We start from the raw sequence: 20,677 nt of genomic DNA, 5'->3' as shown, positions 1-20,677 counted from the left end.
TCCCCAACTCGGGCCGGGCGAGCTGCTGGAGGTGCTCCAGGCGCGGCTGGCCGCCGCGCGCGGCACCCGCACCGGCAGACCGAGATGCCGCCACCGTCCGGCAGCCGCACGTCCAGCACCGCCACGTCGGGGCGCAGGGCGGGCTCCCGGGTCCTGGTCCACCACGCCTACCGCTCCCTGTCGACGGTGTGCGCACGCCGCACACCCATCCGATCATCATCCACCGAACCGGGGCCCCGCCATGGGCCGAACGGCCCCGGACGCCTCTCACCGCCCGCGAGCCGGCACCGTCAGCACCGCCGCTCCGGTGACGCGGCCGGCCGCCAGGTCCGCGAGGGCGTCGTCGGCCCGGCTCATCGGATACGGCTGCACATGCACCACCGGGCGGTGCCGGGCCGCCTCGGCCAGATAGGCGCGGCCGTCGGCACGGGTGTTGGCGGTGACGCTGCGCAGGGTGCGCTCCTGGAAGAGGTGCCGGCGGTACGTCAGCGCCGGGATGCCGGTGAGGTGGATGCCGGCCACCGCCAGGGTGCCGCCCCGGTCGAGCGCCTCCAGGGCCACCGGCACGAGGTCGCCGGCCGGGGCGAAGAGGATCGCCGCGTCGAGCAGTTCGGGCGGTGCGTCATGGGCACCGCCCGCGGAGGCGGCACCCAGCTCCAGGGCCAGCCGCCGCGCCTCGGCGTCCCGGGTGAGCACATGGACGGTGGCGCCCCGGGCGATCGCCAGTTGCGTGGTCAGGTGGGCGGAGGCACCGAAGCCGTAGACGCCGAGCCTTCCGCCGGGCGGCAGCTCGGCGCGCTCCAGCGCGCGGTAGCCGATGATGCCCGCGCACAGCAGCGGCGCGAGCTCCTCGTCCGGCGGTCCTTCCGGCAGGTGGTAGGCGAAGCGGGCGTCGATCACGGCGTGCTCGGCGAAGCCGCCGTGGACGTCCCAGCCGGTGTAGCGGGAGTACGGGCACAGGTTCTCCCGCCCGGCACGGCAGTAGCGGCACGTGCCGCACGTTCCCGCCAGCCAGGCGGCCCCGGCCCGGTCGCCGGGGACGAAGTCCCGCACGTCCCGCCCGGCCCGCAGGACCCGGCCGACGATCTGGTGCCCGGGGGTGCACCGGCCCCGGTGCGGCGGCAGATCTCCCTCGGCCAGGTGCAGGTCGGTGCGGCACACCCCACAGGCCCGCACCTCGATCAGCAGCCCGGCCGGCCCGGGCTCACCGAGCGGGCGCTCCACGCGGCGCAACGGATGCCGCGCGGCCGGAGCGGTGTGCTCGACCACCCAGGCCGTGGTGACCGCCGGCCCCGCGCCGGCCGGCTTCCGGCCGGGCCCCTGCCCCCCGGATCCGGTGGCCATCGCGCTCACCTCCGCTCCCCTCGCCTCCACCCTGCGCCCGGCACGGGGCCGGGGCAACGCGCGCAGGCATCCCCGCCTCGCTCCGGGCAAGGGCCGGGACGGGCCGTGACCTGCCCCGGCCGGCCCATGTGCGGGCCGCCGTGCCCTGCCACGCCGGCAGCAGCCCGGACCGACCGCGAGACCCCCGTCCCGCGCCTGTCCCGCGCGCCGGGCGCTGCGCCGGGCCCGCCGGAGCCGGACTGCCGATGGCCGGCCCCGGCGGTCCCGGTACAGACCGACACTGGAGGCAGGACCCTCGCACGGACGGAGGCGATCGCCATGGAGCGCGCACCCATCACCGCAGGACTGGACGGCTCACCCGAGAGCCTGGCCGCCGCGCACTGGGCGGCCGCCGAGGCCGACCGGCGCGGCCTGGCCCTGCGGCTGCTCCACGCCTGGATCCTGCTGGTTCCCGAACCGGAGGGCGTGCCGATCGAGCAGGACCAGGACTACTGGGCGAAGCGCATCGTCCACGCCGCGCAGGCGGAGATCCACCAGCGCTTCCCCTCCCTGGCCATCGTCGAGGACCTGGTCGCCGAGGAACCCGCCCAGGCACTGCTGCGCGCCGCGGACGAATCGGCCATGGTCGTGCTCGGCTCGCGCGGCCTGGACCGCCTCCAGAGCTTCTTCCTCGGGGACGTGGGGCTGCACGTCGCCGGAAGGGCCGGGCGCCCGGTGGTCCTCGTACGCGCCGGAGCGGCCCCCGAGGACGGCGGCGTGGTGCTGGGCGCCGGCCTCCACCGCCCCTGCGACGAGCTGTACGACTTCGCGTTCGGCGCCGCGGCCGCGCGCGGCGCGCCCCTGCGCGTCGTGCACGGGCACCCGCTTCCCGTACAGGCCTACGCCCCCTGGGGCGTGGACCCCGAGGTCGCCGGGGACCTCCTCCAGAACGCCCAGCTCGAACTGCGGGCCGTGCTGCGGCCGTGGTGCCTGGCGTACCCGGACGTGACGGTGACCGACAGCGTCCGCCTGGAGAGCCCGGCCCGCGCGGTGGTCGACGCCGCGCAGGGCGCCGCCCTCCTGGTCGTCGGGCGCCGCAGACACCGTCCGGCGCTGACACCCCGGCTGGGCCCGGTGGCCCAGGCAGGTGCGCATCACGCCCCGTGCCCCATGGCGGTGGTGCCGCACGACTGACCGCCCCTGCGCTCCCGGCCTCCCCGCCCAGCGGGGGATGTGCCCCCGCCCCGCCCTTTCACCGTTTCTCGTCCTCAAGCGCCGGACCGGCTGGGTCGTGGCGGGTGTTCAGGTGCCGGTGGCGTGTGTTCAGGTGCCGGGCGGGCCGGGTTGTGGGCCGCGTTCACCGTCCAGTGATGCCGCGAACCGCTCCGCGTACGCCCCCGCCAGGTCCCGCAGTGCCAAGCCGCAGTCGCCCGCGTAGGCGGGGCCGTGCATGAGGCCCATCGTGCGGGGCTCCAGGCCGGCCAGCCGCAGCATCGTGGGTGCGGTGGCCGCCGTCAGACACGTCGCCGCGAAGACGTCCTCGGCGGCGACGGCCGGGCCGACGATCTCCTGTTCGGTCAGCGCCGGCGCATCGCCGATCGCGGTGAACAGATCGCCGCAGAAAAGGGTCCCCGTGGTCTCCTCGTACAGCAGCCCGGCATCCCAGCCGTGCGGCATGTGCGGCGTCTCGATGCGGCGGACGCGCTTTCCCCCGAGGTCGATCACCTGGCCGTCCTGCAAGGGAAGCGGTGTGCGGTCGGACAGATCGTTCACCGACACCACGCAGCCCATCGCGCCATGCGCGACCGTCGCCCGGGGAGCCGCAGTCACCCAGGAATTCAGGGAACCGCATTCATCGGCCTCGACATGACCGAAGGTGATCCAGCGGAGCCGCTCCACGGGAATCACCCGGCTCATGGCCTCCGACACCAGCGGGAAAAGCGCCCGGTGTCCGCAATGGAAGAGCAGGGGTTCCTCGGCGTCCACCAGGAACTGATTGAACATGAAGTTCGCGTCGCTGATGAATGTCGACAGCCGGTAGATGTCCGGCGCGATTTCCGTGACCAGCGTCTCCACCAGATACCGCCCTCGCCGAGCTCCCGATTCCCGAATTGCTTTCGCTCACTGTGACGGACATTTGCACCGGACGCCGCGCGACGCGCACACGGAGAAACCCCATGGGTGGGGCTGCCCCCACCCGGGAACGGGGGCGCACCGGGTGGTGGCCGGACCCGGCCTGCCGCGACCATCGGGTCCATGGCATTCACCGGGCATCCTCCCCGAATCCACCACCGGCCGTCCTCGCTTTTGCTCACACTCGCCCTCTGCCTGGGTGCGTCCGCGGCGGCCGTGCAACCCGTCGTGGCGCAGCCCCGGACCGATGAGCCGGTGGCGTCCCTCGCGCGGGACGCCCACCCGCTGCGCACCACCGAACCCGACGGCGACCTGCGGGATCTACGGCCGCTCGGCCGCATGGTGGGCGACGCGTCGGTGGTCGGGCTGGGCGAGGCCACGCACAGTTCGCACGAGTTCTTCACCAACAAGCACCGCGTCCTGCGGTACCTCGTCCAGGAGAAGGGATTCACCGCCTTCGCCCTGGAAGCCCCGTGGAGCACCGGGCTGCGGCTCAACGAGTACGTGCTCCACGGCAAGGGTGACCTTCGGCAGATCATGAAGGAGGAGTTCCAGCGCGACTACAGCTTCTGGAACACGGCCGAGTACCGGGACCTCATCGAGTGGATGCGGACGTACAACCAGCACCACGAGAAGAAGGTCCAGTTCATGGGGGACGACATCGGCTACGCCGGGCCGCAGCCCTTCGACGAGGTGACGCGGTACGTCGCCGGGCACCACCCCGCCCTGCTGCCGCGCTTGACCGAGCTCTACCGGGAGCAGCGCCCGGCGCCCGGCACCGGCGTCGGCGACTACATGAACGCCTACTTCAAGCGGCCCCTGGCAGAGCGTCGGGACATGGCCGAACGGGCCCGCCGCGCGCTGGACCTCCTGCGCGCGCAGCGGCCGGACGGCGACCGCCGGGAGTTCGACCGGAGCGTGCAGCACGCCCGGAACATCTCGCAGGTGGCGGACGAGTACGCGTACGACCTGGGAGACCCCGGCGACATCGCCCGGGCCATGCGCCACCGCGACGAGCAGATGGCGGCCAACGTCGCGTGGTGGCAGGAGCACACGGGCGGCAAGGTCCTGCTCTCCGCGCACAACGCGCACGTCTCCTACGTCAGCGCCGACCCGGCCCGGTACCCCCGGATGCAGGGCGCCTTCCTGAGGGACCGTCTCGGCAAGCACTACGTCAACGTCCGCCTGACCTTCGACGCCGGATCGTTCAACGCGACGACCGACCCCGAGGAGTCGAAGGTGGAAGTCTGCACGGTCGGCCCGGCCGAGCCAGGCAGCAACGAACACACCCTGGACCGGGTGCCGTACCGCGACTACGTGCTCGACATGCGCACCGCTCCCGCAGCGGCCCGCACCTGGCTGAAGACGGCCCGGCCCACCAAGGACTACGGCACCGCCTTCCCGGAGCCGCTGCGCAACACCGCCCTCGCGGACTCCACCGACATCCTCATCCACCTCCACCGGGTGACGGCGGCCCGGCTCCTGAAGTGACGGCGGTACTCCCGCAGTGACACCCGGCGTTCCCGAGGCAGGACCGGCGCGGTGAAAAACCGGCGGGCGGGTGACGGCCGACGCCCGGACGGGCCGGCCGGTGGGTCTTTACGACTCGTGGTGGACGGTCGGCGGGGCCGCGCTGACGGCGTGCGCGGCCCGGGCCGGCGCGGGTCTGGGTCTCCCTGCACCTGGAAGGCGCCGCGGCCCTGCGCGCCGGGCGGCGCTCTTCGTCCACCTCGCGTCCCTCGTCCTCGGTTTCGGAGCCGTCCTGGCGGCCGACTACCACCGGCTCTGTGGATCACGGGCCGCTGCACCCTGCGGCACGCCGCCCAGCCGACCCCGGGCCTGCCGACCCCGGGCCTGCCGGCCCGGTGCGGCGCCACCGCCCTCGTCTCCCAGATCTGCTGGTGGGGCGCCGTCGTCATCGGATTCCGCAACAGCCGGCACCAGAAGACGGCCGCCCGCCCCCGGCCGGGGGCGGGCGGCCGGTGTGCCGCGTGGCCGGACTCAGCCTTCGGCGCTCTGCGCGGACTTCTCCTCGGGCGCACCCTCGGCCCCGGCCTCCTCCTCGGCTTCCTCGGCCGGAGCCTCCGCCTGGGCGGCCACGACCTGCAGAACGGCGGCGTCCTCCTCGACGGCCAGTGAGCTGCCGCGCGGCAGCGGGATGTCACCGGCGCGAATGGTGTGACCGGCCTCCAGGCCCTCGATGGACACGGTGAACGCCTCGGGGATGTGCGTGGCCTCGGCCTCCACCGGCAGGGCGTTGAGGATGTGCTCGAGCAGATTGCCGCCCGGGGCGAGCTCCCCCTCGGTGAGGACCGGCACCTCGACGGTGACCTTCTCGCCCTTCTTCACGGCGAGGAAGTCGACGTGGACGAGAAAGCCCCTGAGCGGGTCGCGCTGCACGGCCTTGGGGATCACGAGCTCGCCCTTGCCGGCGATATCCAGATTGATCAGTACGTTCGGGGTCTTGAGGGCCATCATCAGCGCGTGGCCGTCGAGCGACACGTGCTTCGGATCGGCGCCGTGACCGTAAATGACGGCAGGGACCTTGTTCTCGCGGCGGGTGCGGCGGGCCGCACCCTTGCCGAAGTCGGTACGCCTTTCGGCGCTCAGCTTTACCTCGGCCATGACGGCACTCCTCGTATGCAGACTGTCCAGTGGCCGTTACCCGGGCCCTGACAGACCTCGTACGAAGCGCGGCCGATAAAGGAAGCCGCACCCCGTGAATACGGCCTCCCTCGCCGGGCAACTCCGCGAGTGTATCCAGCCGGAGAACCGGGAAATCCCGCTGTTGAGCCATTCGGCCGAACCGTGAATTCGCGAATGCCCCACGGACGGGACGGAGTTCCGCGCGAAGACAGCCCCGCGTCACCGCGCGCCCCGCGGCCCGGCCCGGCGCGCGGGACCGGGGGCGGGCGGCGGCGAGAGGTGGACACGGAAGCCGGCGGCCTCCCCCGGCAGCCGGGGCAGCGGCTTGACACGCCAGCTGCGGGCGTACGACGGGGCCGCCCGGCCCCCGCTCACCAGGACCGCCACCGGTCGGCGCCCCGCCGCCTCCAGGAGCTGCGCCGGCGTGCTGCTGCCGTCGTGACCGCCCGTCTGCCGGGAGGCGCAGCCGGCCCGGAAGGCGATCCGCACGGCCTCGGTGCCGGTGACGACGCAGGGCGGCCGCACGCCGTGGCGGCGCAGCTCGGCGACGACGCGCTCGACCGCGACGCGGGTCCCACGGCTGCGGGACACCGCCCGGTCGAGGACCTTGTGCTGGACGGCGACATGCGCGAGCAGCGCCAGTGCGAGCACCGTTGCGCCGAGCGGCCGCACCCGTACCCGCGCTCCCTGCGTCCGCCCCGCGGTGCTCGCCGCCACCGTCAGGCAGAGCGCGACGGGCAGCGCCAGCAGCGCGTACGAGGGAAGCAGGAACCGGGGCGCGGCGTAGTCGATCAGCAGGTACGGCGCCGCCAGGGACACCGCGACGAGGACCGGCAGCGCCACCACGGGAAGGCGGCGCAGGCGGACCGCCGCCACGAGCCCGCCCGCCGTGAGCACAGGAAGGGCGAACCACCACAGTGCCGTGACCGGATGACGCCACGGCACGTCGCAGGGCCGGCACAGGGACCGCCCCTCCAGGGCGCGAACATGGTGGCCCAGAGCGAGGTGCCCGCCCCAGCCGCCCTGGATCTCACCCGCCCGGTGCAGGCGCGCGGGGAGACCGCCGTAGCGCACGTACGCCTCGATCACCCACTCCGCACCGCCGAGGACCGCACCGGCCACGAGAGCGAGGAGCACGGCCGGCCCGCGCCACGCCCGCACGCACACGGCCGCGCCCGCGAGCGGCAGCACCAGGAACAGGGCGTCACCGGGCCGCATCAGCGCGGTGAAGGCGACCGCCAGGACCAGACCGGCGAGCGCCCGGCGGTCGCCGCCCTCCCGCACCACCCGCAGGAAGCATCCCGTGGCGCACAGCGCCCCGTACGCGACCCAGAGGTTGGGCATGGCCTGCGGCCCGTAGAGCACAGTGATCCACAGGCTGCAGAACAGCGCTCCCGCCGCCGTGGGCACCGGCGCCGGAAGCAGCCGCCGCCAGACCCACAGGGACAGGAAGAGCCCACAGCCGGAGAGCACGGCCAGCCAGACGCGCAGCACCGCGGTGGAGGCCGACAGCGCGGCGACGGGCGCCACGAGAAGGGTGATGCCCCGGGCGCGGGGCGCGCTGAAGAACGCGGCGGGGGCCTGTGGCCCGACCTGGCTGACGTACACCGTCTCGTCCCAGCCCAGGCCCGTGCCGGGGACGACGAGGGCCAGCTGGACGAAGGTGTAGGCGGCGGCGAGGGCAGCGAGCCACGCAAGGGCCGGCGCGCCCGGCGCGCGGCCCGCCCGCGCGGCGGAGTCCTGCGCGTGCGGGCCGGGAGCGAGGGGAGCTGACCGCATGGGGCCACGTTCCACCGGCCGCGCCGGGCCCGCGAGGCGGGCCCGGCAGTCGGCCGAGTGCGGTGACCCGCACGAGCGGTACGGCGGCACGACCCGGAGTGCGGCGCTCCGCGGGCGGGCCTACCGGTACGGGCGCGGCTGCACCGTACGGGCCGCCATGGCGAGCGCCACCACCGATCCCACCAGGGTCCGGCCGCGGAAGACGGCGACGACGTGGGGACGAACAGCACAGCACCGCACAGCAACACCAGCACCAACACCAGCGACAGCGCACCTGACCGCATGTCCTGCTCCCGTGTCTCGTCCTGTCTGCGTTTGCCACCAGGGCGATTGACGCCTCGTCAGGAGACCGGCCGAGTGCCACGACGCAGGCGACGTTGTCGATGGCTGCGCACGCGAGGGGTGTTTCCCGGGCCCGGACGTCGTCCGGACCCGGGTCCCTCCCGCCCCGTCGGCCCGGCAGGGCCCGGCTAGCTCAGCAGGCCCTTGAGCAGGCCACTGACCTGCCCGGTCAGGCCGCGCACCACCCCGCCGAGGGAGTTGACCAGTCCCCTCACCGAGCCCGTCACGGTGGAGAGGAGACTGCCGTCTTCCACGGCACGGTCCTCCTCGCCCTCCGCCCGGGCCTGGTCCCTGGCGAGGCGGGCCGTGGCCGCGACCGCGTCGGTGGTCGCGGTGGTGAGCGCGGTGAGATCCGGCCGGGCCGCGCCCGCCTGCTGCTCCATGCCGGCCCGCGCCTTGCCGAGCATCCCCAGGTGTTCCTCGAGCGCGCCGCACCGTTCGCTGTGCGCCCGGCCCTGTTCCCGCACCGCCTTGCACTCCGCGGCGAAGGCGGCGGCCGCCTGCTTGCCGATGACGTTGGCGTCGATGGCCCGGGCCCCCTCGCCGGCGGCCTTGCGCAGTGCGGTGGGCGGGGGCACCTGCGCGGGAACGGCGGTGCGGGGCGCACCCGGCGCCGAGGACATCGTGCCGGCCGTGGCGTTGACGCCGGCCGCGCCGAGGATGAGCGCACCGCACACCGCACCGGACACGAAAAGGCTGTTTCTTCGGGAGGCACCCATGGTCCAACTCCTTCGAGCGGGGAAAGAGATCTTCCCGATCACCTTGCGGCGGGTGCCCGGGCCTCGCAATCGGAGCGCATCTGACCCCTCGCCACATTTGACCGGCGTGGTGGACCGGAGCCCTGACGGGGCGCCAGGTGCGACGGGGCGGCCGCCCCGCGCGACGGCCTGCTTTCCACTCGAAACGACGTCATCCATTTGCGCGGGACGGGTACCTAAACCGGCGTCAGGTGACGGTGGGAGGAGCCGGCGGCGGCTCACACCTCCAGGTCCGCCTCGATGCGCTTGAGCTGGTGCCGGGCCATCGCCAGGTTGGCCCGCTTGCCGTCCAGGACCAGGTAGAGGAAGAGGCCGTTGCCGCCACGGCCGGTCAGCAGCCTGATCAAGTGGTACTGCGTACCGAGGGTGATGAGGATGTCCTCGATGGTGTCCTGGAGGTTGAGCATCTCCATGGCGCGCAGCTTGGCGCGTACGACGTCCGTGTTGCCCGCGGCGGCGACGTTGAGGTCGAACGACTGGGTCCCGCCCAGGGTGCCGAGGGCCATTCCGCTGCTGTAGTCGACGAGCGCGACGCCGATGGCCCCGTCGATCGAGCCCATCGCGTCCTTGAGTGCCAATTCGGTGTTCGCCATCAGAGGTCCGCTTTCTGTCCGTGTCGGTATCGGAGTTGGTGTCGCGGTCGGTATCGGTGTCGTTTTGTCGCTAAATATCGATATGGAGAAGTCGTCCGTCACGCCTGCCGCTGGCGCTCCAGCGTGCCGTCCGCCATGGCGGCTATCCGCGTGCCGGCCCTGCGGGCCTCCAGGTTCAGCCGGCCCACATTGGCCTCGGCCGAGGCCAGGAGCGTCAGTACGCACGAGTCTCCGGCGGCGTACGTGGCCACGTAGCCGAGTTCACCGCTGACGATCAGCTCGCGGAAGCCGCCGTGGCCCACGGCGTTCGTCAGCCGGGCGCCAACTCCCAGAGCGGCGGCGGTCAGTGCGGCCACGCCGTCCGGTTCCATGCCGGTGACCAGATGCGCGATCACCAGCCCGTCGGTGCTCGCCACCATCGCACCGGTCAGATGCGGTACCCGGACACGTAACCCCTGGAGCTCGGCGAGCACCTCGGGTGCGGCGGTCATCGACTGTCTCCTTCCGGCGAACTGCCTCAGCGCACGCCTCATCATGAGATCGGTTGGATCCGGCGGGCCGGCGAGCCGGTGCACGACGCGGTCACGGGGCGTTTCAGGGTCACAGGGCCTCCAGAGCGTCGCGGATCCGGTAGAGCAGGGAGATCTCCGGGGCGGTGGTGCCGCGCGGCGGCGTACACACCGGCGGGGGGCCTGCCTCCGGGGTCCGGACCAGCCCCGCGGCCGCCAGCCGCCGGACGTCGAGGAGGGTGGCGAAGGCCGAACGCCCCAGCGCCCTGGCGATCTGCAACGGCGTACGCACCCCGTCGGCCGCGTCCAGGACGGCCCGCCGGCCGCACGTCGGCAGCCCGGTGCCGCCGCCCGGCCCGTACGGGCCGGCGCCGGCGACCGGGACGACCGGGGCCGCGTCCACCTGCGGGCACGGCCAGGCCCGTTCCAGCAGACACCGCCGACGGCGCACCTCCCGTTGCAGGACGGGCACGGGAACCGGGCGGACGGGCCCGAACCAGTGCCTGGCCTCCCTGAGGAACCGGTCCGGCACCTGCTGGGCGCCGTCGAGCGGGGACAGGACGAAGTAGGCGGCGTCGAACAGCGCGCTCGCGTGGCACAGTTCGAGCTCGCCCCTGCTCAGACGGCCGTGCTCGACGAGGAAGCTGCCGGCCCGGTAGTGCGGACCGCCCTCCTCCACCGCCTCGTCCCAGGCCTCCGGAGACAGCCGCCCCCCGGCCGTCAGCCGCCACCCCACGTCGGGCACCGCGGGGCTCTCGGCGTGCACCACGGCACCGTCGGCGAAGTAGAGCGCGCCGACGCGGCCGTGCAGGGCGCCCGTGGCGCGGTCGGCGGCGAGCCGGACCAGCGTGCTGCTCCCGCGATCCACCACCGGCGCGGCCGCGCCCGGCTCCACGCTCACCGTCGCGCTCACGTCACCACCAGCCTGGAGGTCAGGTCCTTGAGCCGGAACAGGGCCACCGCGAGATTGGCCTCGGTGCGGTCCAGCCACAGGTAGAGGAAGACACTGCTGTCGAAGGCGGTCTCCACGAAGCGGATCAGGTGGTAGCTCCCGCGCGCCGTGACGATCAGGTCCTCCACCGGCCCCGCGTCGGGTGTGGAGCGGGTGAACGCGCCGTTCTCGAAGGCGAGCCGGGCCAGCTCGGCCGCCTCCGCCGCCGAGGACTCGTGGTCGCCTTCCGGGCCGTCGCCCACCACCCCGAGAGCGAGCCCAGTGGTCCAGTCCACAAGGCTCGCGCCCCGCGCCCCGGGGATGGTCATGGCCTCGGCCAAGCACCCGTCGATACCGGTCACACGATCCTCTCCAGCCGCGCGGCAGCAGCGTCTGCCGCGACTACGTACGGGTGGCGATCACCAGTGGCATGCCCTCTGCGACGGAAGGTAACCGATAACGGTGGTGTGAGGGGAGGGAATTGGCATTTTCCTTCGGCACATGTGCCGAAGCGGTAGTGGCCGGATTCAGCGGCATTCAGCGGCATTTCAGGGTGCCCCAAGGGAGCCGCTACATCGAAGGATGTAGCGCGGTTTCATCACCACCTACGAGGCTCGTCGCGAAGCGCGCGGTGACGATGGAGAAAATCCACGAGCCTGGGAGATCGCGATGTCGGACACCGTACGGCCGGCCGTCCCCGCACCCGGCCCGGCACCGGGAACCACGCACCGCCCGGAGGCATCCGGGCAGGTCACCGGCGCGAGCGGGCGGCTGCCGCTCCTCGACGTGCTGCGGGGCACCGCCATCCTCGGCACGCTCATGACCAACGTCTGGATATTCGCCGGCCCGGGAGCCGAGGGGGGCGTCCTCTCCGGCGTCGCGGGCTCCTCGCCGCGCGAGCTGCTGTCCGCTCCCTCCCTGCCCGCGGCGGTCGAGAGCGCCTTCCGGCTGCTCGCCGACGGCAAGTTCCTGGCCATGCTCACCATCCTGTTCGGCGTCGGACTGGCCATACAGTTCACCTCCGCGGCCGAGCGGGGAGCACCGTGGCCGGGCCGGTACCGGTGGCGTGCGCTCTTCCTGTTCGCCGAGGGAACCCTGCATTTCGTCCTGGTCTTCGCCTGGGACGTCCTCATGGGCTACGCGGTCACCGCACTGCTGGTGGCCCGGCTGCTCACCCGCTCCGACCGGTTCCGCCGGAGAGTGATGTGGACCGCGGCGGGCCTGCACGTGGCGCTCATGTCCCTGCTCACCGCGGGCGCGATCGCCGCCGGCTCCGACGGCGAGGACGGGCCGGGCCGCCGGGTCGTCGAGCTCTACGCCGACGGCGGCTACCTCGGCCAAGTGGCCTTCCGCCTCCACAACGCCGTCATGCTGCGCATGGAACCGGTCCTCTCCTTCGGGCTGCTCGTCTTCCTCTTCCTCCTCGGCGTACGGCTCCTGCGCGCCGGCGCGTTCGCCCCCGGCACCACCGGGCGCCGCATCCGTGCCCGCCTGCTCGGCTGGGGCCTCGGGCTGGGCGTGCCGCTGAACGTGGCCACGGGCCTGGGCGGCGAGCACTTCTACCTGCTGGGCCGCTATGTGGCGGCCCCGGTGGTGGCCCTCGGCTACATCGGCCTGATCGGCCTGCTCACGGACCGGATGCGCGGCAGCGGGCTGCTCGTCCGGGGCCTGACCTCGGTGGGCCGCACCGCGCTCTCCTGCTACGTCACCCAGAACGTGCTGTGCATGCTCGCCTCGTACGGCATCGGCCTGGGGCTGGCCGCCCGCTTCGGCGACTCGGGCCCGTGGTGGGTGATCATCCTCTGGGCGGCGGTGTGCCTCGTCCTGATGACCGGCTCGACCCTGTGGCTGCGGCGGTTTCCCAACGGGCCGCTGGAGTCGGTACAGAAGTGGGCGCTGCGGCGCTGACACCGGGCCACGGTCAGGGGAGCAGTCGCTGCTCCTTGGCCACGGCCACCGCGCCGGCGCGGGTGTCCACGCCGAGCTTGGCGTAGATCCGGCCCAGGTGGGTCTTGACCGTGGCCTCGCTGATGAACAGCTCCCGTGCGATCTCACGATTGCCCAGGCCCCGCGCCAGCTGTCCCAGGATGTCGCGCTCGCGCCCGGTGAGCGTGCCCGCCGCGGGCCGGGTGCCGCGCATACGGGCCATCACCCGGCCGGCGACCGGCGGCGAGAGGGCGGTGCGCCCCTTGGCCGCGGCGTGGACGGCGGAGAACAGCTCCTCGGGGCGCTCGGCCTTCAGCAGGTACCCGGTGGCCCCGGCCTCGATGGCGCGCGTGACGTCCGCATCGGTGTCGTACGTGGTGAGGACCAGCACATGCGTCGCCCCGCCGGCCGCGGCGACGATGCGGCGTGTGGCCTCCGCACCGCCGATGCCCGGCCCCAGCTGAAGGTCCATCAGGACCACGTCCGGCGTCAGCTTCGCGGTCAGCGCCACCGCCTCCTCGCCGGTCCCGGCCTCCCCGACGACCTCGATGCCGGGCGCGCTCGCGAGCAGGGCCCGCAGCCCGGCCCGTACGACGGCGTGGTCGTCGCACAACAGCAGACGCACAGGGGTGGTGTTCACCGTGGCTCCGGGGAGGGGGAGTGGGGCAGGGGGACGGACACGGAGACGACGGTGCCTTCGCCGGGCGCCGACTCCACGTCCAGGCGGCCGCCGAGCGCCAGGACGCGGGCCCGCATGGCGGGGAGGCCGTGCCCGCGCACCCCGGCGGCCGGCCGCGCGGCGGCCGGGTCGAAGCCCTGCCCGTCGTCCGCGATGTCGAGGACGACCTGGTCGTCGAGGCAGGTGAGGGTGAGAGCGGCGGTGGTCGCACCGGCGTGCTCACGTACGTTGGCGAGCGCCCCCTGGGCGATGCGCAGCAGCGCCGACTCCACCGGGCCCGGCAGCGGGACGGGCTCCCCCTCCAGGTGGAAGCGCACGGTGAGTGCGCCGGTCGGCTCCCGTGCGGCCAGGGCGCGCAGGGCCTCGGCCAGCACCACACCCCGCTCCAGGTCCGGGGGCGCCAGGTCGTGGACGAAGCGGCGGGCCTCGGCGAGGTCACGGGCCGCGACGCCGGCGGCGGTACGGACATGGGCGCGGGCCGTGGCCGGATCGGCGTCCCAGACGCGGTCCGCGGCCTGCAACAGCATCTGCTGGCTGGACAGCCCCTGGGCCAGGGTGTCGTGGATCTCCATCGACAGCCGCTGCCGCTCGGCGAGGGTCCCCTCACGCCGCTCGGTCGCGGCCAGTTCCCGGCGCGTACGCAGCAGGTCGTCGATCAGCGCGCGCTGCCGGGACGCCTGCCGCTGCATATGGACGAAGACGGCGGTGGCCATTGCGGCGACGGTCGGCGGGGCGACGACGAGGTTCGGGTCGAAGCCGAAGAGGCTGATCTGAGCGCCCACGACGAAGACCGTCAGCACGCCGATCAGGACGAGCGCGGCCGGCACCGGCAGCGTGCGCAGGCCCGTGTAGACGAGGGGAATCGCACACCACGCAAAGCTCGGCGCGAGCACGACCAGCACCACCCAGGCGGCGACGACCGCACCCAGCCACAGGCGCCGGCGGGCCACGGCGGCATCGCCGAGCGCCGAACCGAGCGCGTACAGCGCGGCGAGCGCGGCACTCAGGGCGATGACCCACGGAGCGCGGGGTTCACCGGGGTGGCGGAGCAGGAAGCGGACGAGGGACGCGCCGAGGAGGAGGAAGAACGCGGCGTGCCGCACCGCGGCGAACCACCACGCGTCGGGGTCGCTGTCGCGTTCGTGGGCCGGGGCCCGGGCGGCCGGGGCCTGTGGCGGGGGGCTGTGCACGGGTGTGTTCTCCTTGCCGAAACGGTGCTGCCTTCCCGTCCTAACCCCTCCCGCGCCCCTTCGCATCATCCGATCGGTTGACCCCGGTGTCCTGCGTCCTTCCCGGCCGGACCAGCCGGAACGACGACCGGCACGGGCCCCTGGCGCTTGGAGGATGGAGCCACGGCGCACGGCCCGGCGGGTCCGCCGCCCCCGTGTCGCCGTCCCGCAGCCCACTGGTCAAGGAGTCACCGTGAAGAGCCCGCAGAAGTTCCCCGTCCGTGCCCGGGTGCTGACCGTCGCCGCGGCGGCCGTCATCGGCGCCGGCACCTTCGGGGCCGTCTCCGCCACGGCGTCCACCGCGCCGAAGACCTTCACCGAAACGACCCATCTGACGGCCGGGTCGGCGGTCAAGGCAGCCCAGGCGGCACTCGCCGCCGCCGGGAAGGACGGGCAGAAGGTGTCCGTCGCCGTCGTCGACCGCAACGGCAACACCGTCGTGACCCTGCGGGGGGACGGCGCGGGCCCGCAGTCGTACGAGTCCGCCCAGCGCAAGGCCTTCACGGCGGTCTCCTGGAACGCCCCGACCTCCGAGCTGGTCAAGCGCCTTCAGCAGGCGCCGAACCTGAAGGACATCCCCGGCACCCTCTTCCTCCCCGGCGGCGCCCCCGTCCGGACCGAGGGAGCCCCGGTCGCCGGCATCGGCGTGGCGGGCGCCCCGAGCGGCGACCTGGACGAGAAGTACGCCCGGGCGGGCGTGGTCGCGCTCGGCTGATCACGCGGGCCCGCCGGGCCGCCGCACCTTCCGCGGCCGGCACCGGTGGCGACGTGCGGCCGGACGTGCGCGCGGGGGCCGGCAGGACGTCATTGTCCTGCCGGCCCCCGCGGCGTCCGCTCAGACGGCGATGGCGTCCCTGACCTCGCGGAACGCCGCGACCGTGCGCAGCACGTCCTCGCGGGAGTGCGCGGCGGACAGCTGGACGCGGATGCGCGCCTTGCCCTTGGGCACGACGGGATAGGAGAAGGCGATCACATAGATGCCCTTCTCCAGCAGGGCCGCGGCCATCCGGGCGGCCTCGGCCGCATCACCGATCATCACCGGGCTGATGGCGTGCTCGCCGGGCAGGACATCGAAGCCCGCCGCGGTCATCTCGGTGCGGAACAGCGCGGTGTTCTCCCGCAGCCGCGCCCGGCGGTCGCCCGACTCCGTCAGCAGGTCGAGCACGCGCAGCGAGGCACCGACGATCGAGGGCGCGAGGGAGTTGGAGAAGAGGTACGGGCGGGAGCGCTGGCGCAGCAGCTCGACGATCTCGGCGCGGGCGGCGACGTAGCCGCCGCTGGCGCCGCCGAGCGCCTTGCCGAGGGTGCCGGTGATGATGTCGACCCGCTCGGTCACCCCGAAGAGCTCGGGCGTGCCGCGGCCCTCCTCGCCCACGAAGCCGACGGCGTGCGAGTCGTCGACCATCACCAGGGCGCCGTAGCGCTCGGCCAGGTCGCAGATCTCGTCCAGGGGGGCGATGTAGCCGTCCATGGAGAACACGCCGTCGGTGACGATCAGCTTGTGGCGGGCGCCCGCCGCCTCCTTCAGGCACCGCTCCAGGTCGGCCATGTCGCGGTTGCGGTAACGGAAGCGGGCCGCCTTCGACAGGCGGATGCCGTCGATGATGCTGGCGTGGTTGAGCTCGTCGGAGATCACCGCGTCGTCGGCGCCGAGCAGCGTCTCGAAGACACCGCCGTTGGCGTCGAAGCACGAGCTGTAGAGGATCGTGTCCTCGGTGCCGAGGAACCGCGAGATCTTCTCCTCGAGCTCCTTGTGCGGGGCCTGGGTGCCGCAGATGAAGCGGACCGAGGCCATGCCGAAGCCCCACTCGTCCAGCGCCTGCTTGGCGGCGGCGATCACCTCGGGGTGGTCGGCGAGGTCGAGGTAGTTGTTGGAGCAGAAGTTCACGACCTTGCCGTCGCCGACGCTGATCGCGGCGGACTGCGGGCTGGTGATCACTCGCTCGGACTTGTACAGGCCGGCGTCGCGGATGCCCTGCAGCTCGGTGCGCAGGTGCTCGCGCATGCTGTCGAACACGGGGTGACTCCTCGTCGTGTGGGTCTGCGTCAGGGGGTGGTCGGCCGGGTCCAGTCGATGACGACCTTCCCGCACTGGCCGGAGCGGGCGGTGGCGAACGCCTCGGCGTGCTGCTCGAACCCGAACCGGTGCGTTATCACCGGGGAGATGTCGAGGCCGCTGCGCAGCAGGACCGACATCGCGTACCAGGTCTCGTACATCTCGCGGCCGTAGATGCCGCGCAGGGTCAGCATGCGGGTCACCAGGGTGGCCATGTCGATGCTCACGTCACCGGTGGGAAGGCCGAGGGCGGCGATGCGGCCACCGGGCGACATGGTGGCGATCATGTCCTGGAGTGCGTCGGCGCGGCCGGACATCTCCATGCCGATGTCGAAGCCCTCGGTCATGCCGAGCTCCGGCATGACGTCGGCGATGCGGCGGCTGCTGACGTCGAGGGCGACGGTGGCGCCCATCTTCCGCGCGAGGGCGAGCCGGTAGGGGCTGACGTCCGTGATGACGGTGGAGCGCGCTCCGGCGTGCTCGGCGACGGCGGCGGCCATCATGCCGATGGGCCCGGCGCCGGTGATCAGCACGTCCTCGTTGAGGACGGGGAAGGCGAGGGCGGTGTGCACGGCGTTGCCGAACGGGTCGAAGATCGCCGCCACGTCGATGTCGATCTCGTGCCGGTGCACCCAGACGTTCGACTCGGGCAGGACCACGTACTCGGCGAAGGCGCCGTCGGTGTGGACGCCGAGGCCGACCGTGCGGATGCACAGGTGACGCCGGCCGGCCATGCAGTTGCGGCACGTGCCGCAGACGAGGTGGCCCTCGCCGCTGACCGTGTCGCCGGTCTTCACGCCGGTGACGCCCGGGCCCGTCGCCATGACCTCGCCGGCGAACTCGTGGCCCAGCACGAGGGGAGCGCGGACCACGCGGGCCGCCCAGGCGTCCCAGCTGTCGATGTGCAGGTCGGTTCCGCAGATGCCGGTGCGCAGCACCTTGATCAGGACCTGCCCGGGTCCGGCCTCGGGGGTCGGCACCTCGGTCAGCTCCAGACCGGGTCCGGCGGTGGTCTTTACCAATGCCCTCATGGGGGATCACTTTGAACTTCCGGAGCTGTGAAGTCCATCGACATTTTTCCATATGGCTTGTGAAGCTCTGCTTCACGATCTGGGATAATGGACAGGTGATCGACCCCCGCCGCCTCCGGGTGCTGCGTGCCCTCGCCGACCACGGCACCGTCACCGCGGCCGCCCATGCCCTGTACCTGTCGCCCTCGGCCGTCTCCCAGCAGCTGGCCGCCCTGGAGGCGGAGACCGGCCACGCCCTGCTGGAACGCCGTGGCCGCACCGTCCGGCTCACCGCCGCCGGTACCGTCCTCGCCCGGCACGCCACCGAGATATCCGCACAGCTGGAGCGGGCCGAGGCGGACCTGGCCGCGTGCTCGACGGGCCTGGTGGGCGAGGTGGCCGTGGCCGCCTTCGCGACCTCCATCACCGAGGTCGTCGCCCCGGCCGTCGCCGCCCTGCGGCAACGGGCACCGCAGGTCCGCGTCAGGGTCAAGGACGCCGAGGGGCATGCGAGCGTGCGCCTGCTCATCGACGGCGATGTCGACATCGCCGTCGCCGTCGAGCACCGCGACACCCTCTCCTCCGGCAAGGGGCAGCTGCTGTACGCCCCGCTGTACGCCGAACCCTTCGACGCCGTCCTTCCCCCCGGCCACCGGCTGGCCGACGCGCCGGAAGTGAACCTCGCGGACCTGCGCGACGACCTGTGGATCACCCCCTGGCCCGGCAACCCCGTCCACGAGGCCGTGCTGCGCGCCTGCGAGGAGGCCCGCTTCCAGCCCCGCGTGGAGTGCCTTTCGGACGACTTCTCCGCCGTCTGCGCCCTGGTCGCCGTCGGTGCCGGCGTCGCCCTCGTACCGCGTTCGGCGCTCCACGGCATCCGCCCGGCCCTCACCCCCGCCGTGCGGGCCGTGAGCGGACCGGGTCCCACCCGGCGGGTCTTCACCGCGGTCCGCCGGGGCAGCGAAGGACACCCCCTGCTGCGGCTCGCCCTCGCCGAGCTCCGCGACCGGGCCGCCGCCCTCACCGGCTGAGGGCGCCTGCCCGGCCGGCGCGGTTTTCCGGCAGGGCCGGAAACGACGCCGGGTTCGTTCGCGGGGGCGAGCCGCGCGGGGCACGATGGTCGCGGCCCCGGGCGCGGCCGGCTCCGCAGCGAGCACCGAGGCCGCCGCCCCCGGCCGCCCGGCCCCGGTACCCACCACCCTGGAGCACCCATGATCTTCATCGTCGTCAAGTTCACCGTCCGCCCCGAGCGGAGCGAGGAGTGGCTCGACCTCGTCAAGGACTTCACCCGGGCCACCCGCGACGAGCCGGGCAACGTCTTCTACGAGTGGTCACGCAGCGTCGAGAATCCCCACGAGTTCGTCCTCGTCGAGGCCTTCGCGTCCGCCGGGGCGGGCGAGGCGCACGTCAACTCCGAGCACTTCAAGACCGCCATGGCCTGGATGCCCGACGTGATCGCCGAGACGCCCCGGATCATCAACGTCGAGGTGCCCGGCACCGGCTGGTCGGCGATGGCGGAGCTCTCGCCGCGCCGCTAGCACGGCGCCGTGTCCGCCGCGCGACCGCGCGGTGGACACGGCGTACGCCGCCTGCCGGCCTGCCGTCAGTCGACCCGCACATCCTCCACACCCAGGTACATCACCTTCGGCCGGGCGGGGTTGAAGGCGATGGCCGAGATGCCGTCGTACGCGTTGTGGGTCGTGGCGACCTTGCCCGTCGCCGCGTCGAGCCGGAAGAGGTCGGTGCCGTAGTTCTGGAAGTAGGTGCCGTACTCGAAATAGAGCACATCGGCGTCGGAGGGGCTCGGTGCCAGCAGGGTGCCGTTGGTGAGCTTGGTGGCCGCGGTGTCGTCGACGACCTTGACGAACGTTCGGCCGCCGTCGGCCGAACGGTAGAGGTGGCGCCCCTCCGAGCCGGAGCCCGGCGCGGCCTCCGCGAGGTCGATGCCCAGCGCGTAGACCACCGAGGAACGGGCGGGCGAGACGACCGCCTTGAAGAGGTTCGCCGGGCCGTCCGGGGTGCTCGACAGACCGGTGGAGGCCGTCCACGTGGCTCCGCCGTCGGTGGTCACCGCCCCGCCGCGCGCCATGCCGCCCGCGACGGCGTGGCCGAGGTCGGCGGGGTCGAAGGCCACGGAGTACAGGCTGGCCCCGCTCCCGAACGCCCGGGTGCCCACCGGCTTCCAGCTCGCCCCGCCGTCCACCGAGTCGTACAGCTGCCCGTCGTTGCCGGCCAGGCGCACATGGCCGGGCCGCGTCCGGTCGGTGCCCACGCCCACGATGCCGGCCGTGGGGGCGGAGAGCCGGGTGACGGTGTGGCCGTCCACCCGGGCGAGGTAACTGCCGCTCGTCTCCCAGGCGAAGGCACGCCCGCCGGGGGCGGCGGTCAGCCGGGTGGAGCCGCTGCCGAGCGTCGCGAGCCGCGTCCAGGTGCAGCCGGCGTCGGTCGAGCGCTGCAGTTCGCTGTTGCGGGTGGCGAGCAGCGTGTTGGGAGTGTCCAGGGCGGCCAGGCCGTGGGTGTAGCTGACCGGCTTCAGGGTCCCGGTCGTGGGCGTCAGGCTCGCGCCGTCGTCCGTGGTGAAGGTGACCCCTCCGTCGCCGGTGACCCGGGTGCAGGACGGTGCTGTCCAGGCGGCGGCGTCCGCGGCGACGGCGGCGGGCGACTGGGCAAGGACGAAGGCTGCGGCCGCCGCGGTGACGGCTGAACCGGTTCGCTTCACGATCTCTCCCTTGTGGGGCACGGACACGAGGTCACTGATGATCA

Annotated in this window: 20 protein-coding genes and 1 pseudogene; 6 read left to right on the top strand and 15 right to left on the bottom strand. The window is 73.3% G+C overall.

What is annotated here, in order from left to right; all coding sequences use genetic code 11:
• Positions 1 to 47 precede the first annotated feature (47 nt).
• Positions 48 to 149 (bottom strand): annotated as a pseudogene (locus AB0F13_RS17730) (DNA-binding response regulator); the annotation flags it as partial.
• A 118-nt stretch (positions 150 to 267) separates the two neighbouring features.
• The gene (locus tag AB0F13_RS17725; protein ID WP_362082424.1) at positions 268 to 1,344 is read right to left on the bottom strand and encodes a zinc-dependent alcohol dehydrogenase family protein; all 1,077 of its coding nucleotides are present in this window, start codon (positions 1,342 to 1,344) and stop codon (positions 268 to 270) included.
• Between the two features lie 318 nt (positions 1,345 to 1,662).
• Here AB0F13_RS17725 and AB0F13_RS17720 point away from each other — a divergent pair, with 318 nt between their 5' ends.
• Positions 1,663 to 2,517, top strand: coding sequence for a universal stress protein (locus AB0F13_RS17720; RefSeq protein WP_362082421.1), 855 nt, complete (start codon positions 1,663 to 1,665; stop codon positions 2,515 to 2,517).
• A 129-nt stretch (positions 2,518 to 2,646) separates the two neighbouring features.
• Here AB0F13_RS17720 and AB0F13_RS17715 read toward each other — a convergent pair whose 3' ends face one another.
• On the bottom strand, positions 2,647 to 3,399 hold the full coding sequence (locus AB0F13_RS17715; RefSeq protein ID WP_362082418.1) for an MBL fold metallo-hydrolase: 753 nt from the start codon (positions 3,397 to 3,399) through the stop codon (positions 2,647 to 2,649).
• Between the two features lie 180 nt (positions 3,400 to 3,579).
• On the opposite strand from AB0F13_RS17715, the gene AB0F13_RS17710 reads away from it, so the two are divergent.
• The gene (locus AB0F13_RS17710; protein ID WP_362082415.1) at positions 3,580 to 4,947 is read left to right on the top strand and encodes an erythromycin esterase family protein; all 1,368 of its coding nucleotides are present in this window, start codon (positions 3,580 to 3,582) and stop codon (positions 4,945 to 4,947) included.
• Between the two features lie 510 nt (positions 4,948 to 5,457).
• On the opposite strand, the gene AB0F13_RS17705 is transcribed toward AB0F13_RS17710, so the two are convergent.
• From AB0F13_RS17705 to AB0F13_RS17675, 7 genes are all read right to left on the bottom strand, one after another.
• Positions 5,458 to 6,081: a 50S ribosomal protein L25/general stress protein Ctc gene (locus AB0F13_RS17705; RefSeq protein WP_362082412.1), complete on the bottom strand. Its 624-nt coding sequence runs from the start codon at positions 6,079 to 6,081 to the stop codon at positions 5,458 to 5,460.
• A gap of 240 nt (positions 6,082 to 6,321) precedes the next feature.
• The gene (locus AB0F13_RS17700; RefSeq protein WP_362082409.1) at positions 6,322 to 7,881 is read right to left on the bottom strand and encodes a hypothetical protein; all 1,560 of its coding nucleotides are present in this window, start codon (positions 7,879 to 7,881) and stop codon (positions 6,322 to 6,324) included.
• Positions 7,882 to 8,351: 470 nt separating this feature from the next.
• A complete protein-coding gene (locus AB0F13_RS17695) occupies positions 8,352 to 8,942 on the bottom strand; it encodes a hypothetical protein (protein ID WP_362082407.1) in 591 nt (196 codons plus the stop codon).
• A gap of 257 nt (positions 8,943 to 9,199) precedes the next feature.
• Positions 9,200 to 9,574 (bottom strand): hypothetical protein, encoded by a 375-nt coding sequence (locus AB0F13_RS17690; protein WP_362082404.1) that lies wholly within the window; start codon positions 9,572 to 9,574, stop codon positions 9,200 to 9,202.
• Between the two features lie 98 nt (positions 9,575 to 9,672).
• Positions 9,673 to 10,107, bottom strand: coding sequence for a roadblock/LC7 domain-containing protein (locus AB0F13_RS17685; RefSeq protein WP_362082661.1), 435 nt, complete (start codon positions 10,105 to 10,107; stop codon positions 9,673 to 9,675).
• 67 nt (positions 10,108 to 10,174) lie between these two features.
• Positions 10,175 to 10,954 (bottom strand): transcriptional regulator, encoded by a 780-nt coding sequence (locus AB0F13_RS17680; protein ID WP_362082658.1) that lies wholly within the window; start codon positions 10,952 to 10,954, stop codon positions 10,175 to 10,177.
• A gap of 38 nt (positions 10,955 to 10,992) precedes the next feature.
• The gene (locus AB0F13_RS17675) at positions 10,993 to 11,376 is read right to left on the bottom strand and encodes a hypothetical protein (protein ID WP_362082401.1); all 384 of its coding nucleotides are present in this window, start codon (positions 11,374 to 11,376) and stop codon (positions 10,993 to 10,995) included.
• 307 nt (positions 11,377 to 11,683) lie between these two features.
• On the opposite strand from AB0F13_RS17675, the gene AB0F13_RS17670 reads away from it, so the two are divergent.
• Positions 11,684 to 12,922, top strand: coding sequence for a DUF418 domain-containing protein (locus AB0F13_RS17670; RefSeq protein ID WP_362082398.1), 1,239 nt, complete (start codon positions 11,684 to 11,686; stop codon positions 12,920 to 12,922).
• Between the two features lie 13 nt (positions 12,923 to 12,935).
• Here AB0F13_RS17670 and AB0F13_RS17665 read toward each other — a convergent pair whose 3' ends face one another.
• Both AB0F13_RS17665 and AB0F13_RS17660 read right to left on the bottom strand, forming a co-directional pair.
• Entirely contained in the window at positions 12,936 to 13,580 is a 645-nt protein-coding gene (locus tag AB0F13_RS17665) for a response regulator transcription factor (protein WP_362082395.1), read from the bottom strand.
• Complete coding sequence (locus AB0F13_RS17660) at positions 13,577 to 14,809, bottom strand: sensor histidine kinase (protein ID WP_362082392.1); 1,233 nt, start codon at positions 14,807 to 14,809, stop codon at positions 13,577 to 13,579. The genes AB0F13_RS17665 and AB0F13_RS17660 overlap by 4 nt, the downstream gene beginning before the upstream one ends.
• Before the next feature lie 232 nt (positions 14,810 to 15,041).
• Here AB0F13_RS17660 and AB0F13_RS17655 point away from each other — a divergent pair, with 232 nt between their 5' ends.
• On the top strand, positions 15,042 to 15,563 hold the full coding sequence (locus AB0F13_RS17655) for a heme-binding protein (RefSeq protein WP_362082389.1): 522 nt from the start codon (positions 15,042 to 15,044) through the stop codon (positions 15,561 to 15,563).
• A 120-nt stretch (positions 15,564 to 15,683) separates the two neighbouring features.
• Here the strand turns inward: AB0F13_RS17655 and AB0F13_RS17650 are convergent, their stop codons facing one another.
• Positions 15,684 to 16,865, bottom strand: a complete 1,182-nt coding sequence (locus tag AB0F13_RS17650; protein ID WP_362082386.1) for a glycine C-acetyltransferase — start codon at positions 16,863 to 16,865, stop codon at positions 15,684 to 15,686.
• Between the two features lie 29 nt (positions 16,866 to 16,894).
• Positions 16,895 to 17,935, bottom strand: coding sequence for an L-threonine 3-dehydrogenase (gene tdh / locus AB0F13_RS17645; protein ID WP_362082383.1), 1,041 nt, complete (start codon positions 17,933 to 17,935; stop codon positions 16,895 to 16,897).
• 95 nt (positions 17,936 to 18,030) lie between these two features.
• Here tdh and AB0F13_RS17640 point away from each other — a divergent pair, with 95 nt between their 5' ends.
• On the top strand, positions 18,031 to 18,945 hold the full coding sequence (locus tag AB0F13_RS17640; RefSeq protein ID WP_362082380.1) for a LysR family transcriptional regulator: 915 nt from the start codon (positions 18,031 to 18,033) through the stop codon (positions 18,943 to 18,945).
• Between the two features lie 180 nt (positions 18,946 to 19,125).
• A complete protein-coding gene (locus AB0F13_RS17635) occupies positions 19,126 to 19,452 on the top strand; it encodes a putative quinol monooxygenase (RefSeq protein WP_362082377.1) in 327 nt (108 codons plus the stop codon).
• Between the two features lie 65 nt (positions 19,453 to 19,517).
• Here the strand turns inward: AB0F13_RS17635 and AB0F13_RS17630 are convergent, their stop codons facing one another.
• The gene (locus AB0F13_RS17630; RefSeq protein WP_362082374.1) at positions 19,518 to 20,633 is read right to left on the bottom strand and encodes a dispase autolysis-inducing protein; all 1,116 of its coding nucleotides are present in this window, start codon (positions 20,631 to 20,633) and stop codon (positions 19,518 to 19,520) included.
• Between the last annotated feature and the right edge of the window lie 44 nt (positions 20,634 to 20,677).

The sequence above is a fragment of the Streptomyces sp. NPDC026206 genome, assembly GCF_040638465.1.
GTDB lineage: Bacteria > Actinomycetota > Actinomycetes > Streptomycetales > Streptomycetaceae > Streptomyces.
This window is presented reverse-complemented; position numbering and strand designations above follow the sequence as displayed.

What these genes read in the sequence shown, in the direction of transcription:
- AB0F13_RS17695 (WP_362082407.1), bottom strand. Translation starts at nt 8,942, where the DNA reads ATGGGTGCCTCCCGAAGAAACAGCCTTTTCGTGTCCGGTGCGGTGTGC.
- AB0F13_RS17670 (WP_362082398.1), top strand. Translation starts at nt 11,684, where the DNA reads ATGTCGGACACCGTACGGCCGGCCGTCCCCGCACCCGGCCCGGCACCG.
- AB0F13_RS17725 (WP_362082424.1), bottom strand. Translation starts at nt 1,344, where the DNA reads ATGGCCACCGGATCCGGGGGGCAGGGGCCCGGCCGGAAGCCGGCCGGC.
- tdh (WP_362082383.1), bottom strand. Translation starts at nt 17,935, where the DNA reads ATGAGGGCATTGGTAAAGACCACCGCCGGACCCGGTCTGGAGCTGACC.
- AB0F13_RS17710 (WP_362082415.1), top strand. Translation starts at nt 3,580, where the DNA reads ATGGCATTCACCGGGCATCCTCCCCGAATCCACCACCGGCCGTCCTCG.
- AB0F13_RS17690 (WP_362082404.1), bottom strand. Translation starts at nt 9,574, where the DNA reads ATGGCGAACACCGAATTGGCACTCAAGGACGCGATGGGCTCGATCGAC.
- AB0F13_RS17700 (WP_362082409.1), bottom strand. Translation starts at nt 7,881, where the DNA reads ATGCGGTCAGCTCCCCTCGCTCCCGGCCCGCACGCGCAGGACTCCGCC.
- AB0F13_RS17705 (WP_362082412.1), bottom strand. Translation starts at nt 6,081, where the DNA reads ATGGCCGAGGTAAAGCTGAGCGCCGAAAGGCGTACCGACTTCGGCAAG.
- AB0F13_RS17720 (WP_362082421.1), top strand. Translation starts at nt 1,663, where the DNA reads ATGGAGCGCGCACCCATCACCGCAGGACTGGACGGCTCACCCGAGAGC.
- AB0F13_RS17685 (WP_362082661.1), bottom strand. Translation starts at nt 10,107, where the DNA reads ATGAGGCGTGCGCTGAGGCAGTTCGCCGGAAGGAGACAGTCGATGACC.
- AB0F13_RS17635 (WP_362082377.1), top strand. Translation starts at nt 19,126, where the DNA reads ATGATCTTCATCGTCGTCAAGTTCACCGTCCGCCCCGAGCGGAGCGAG.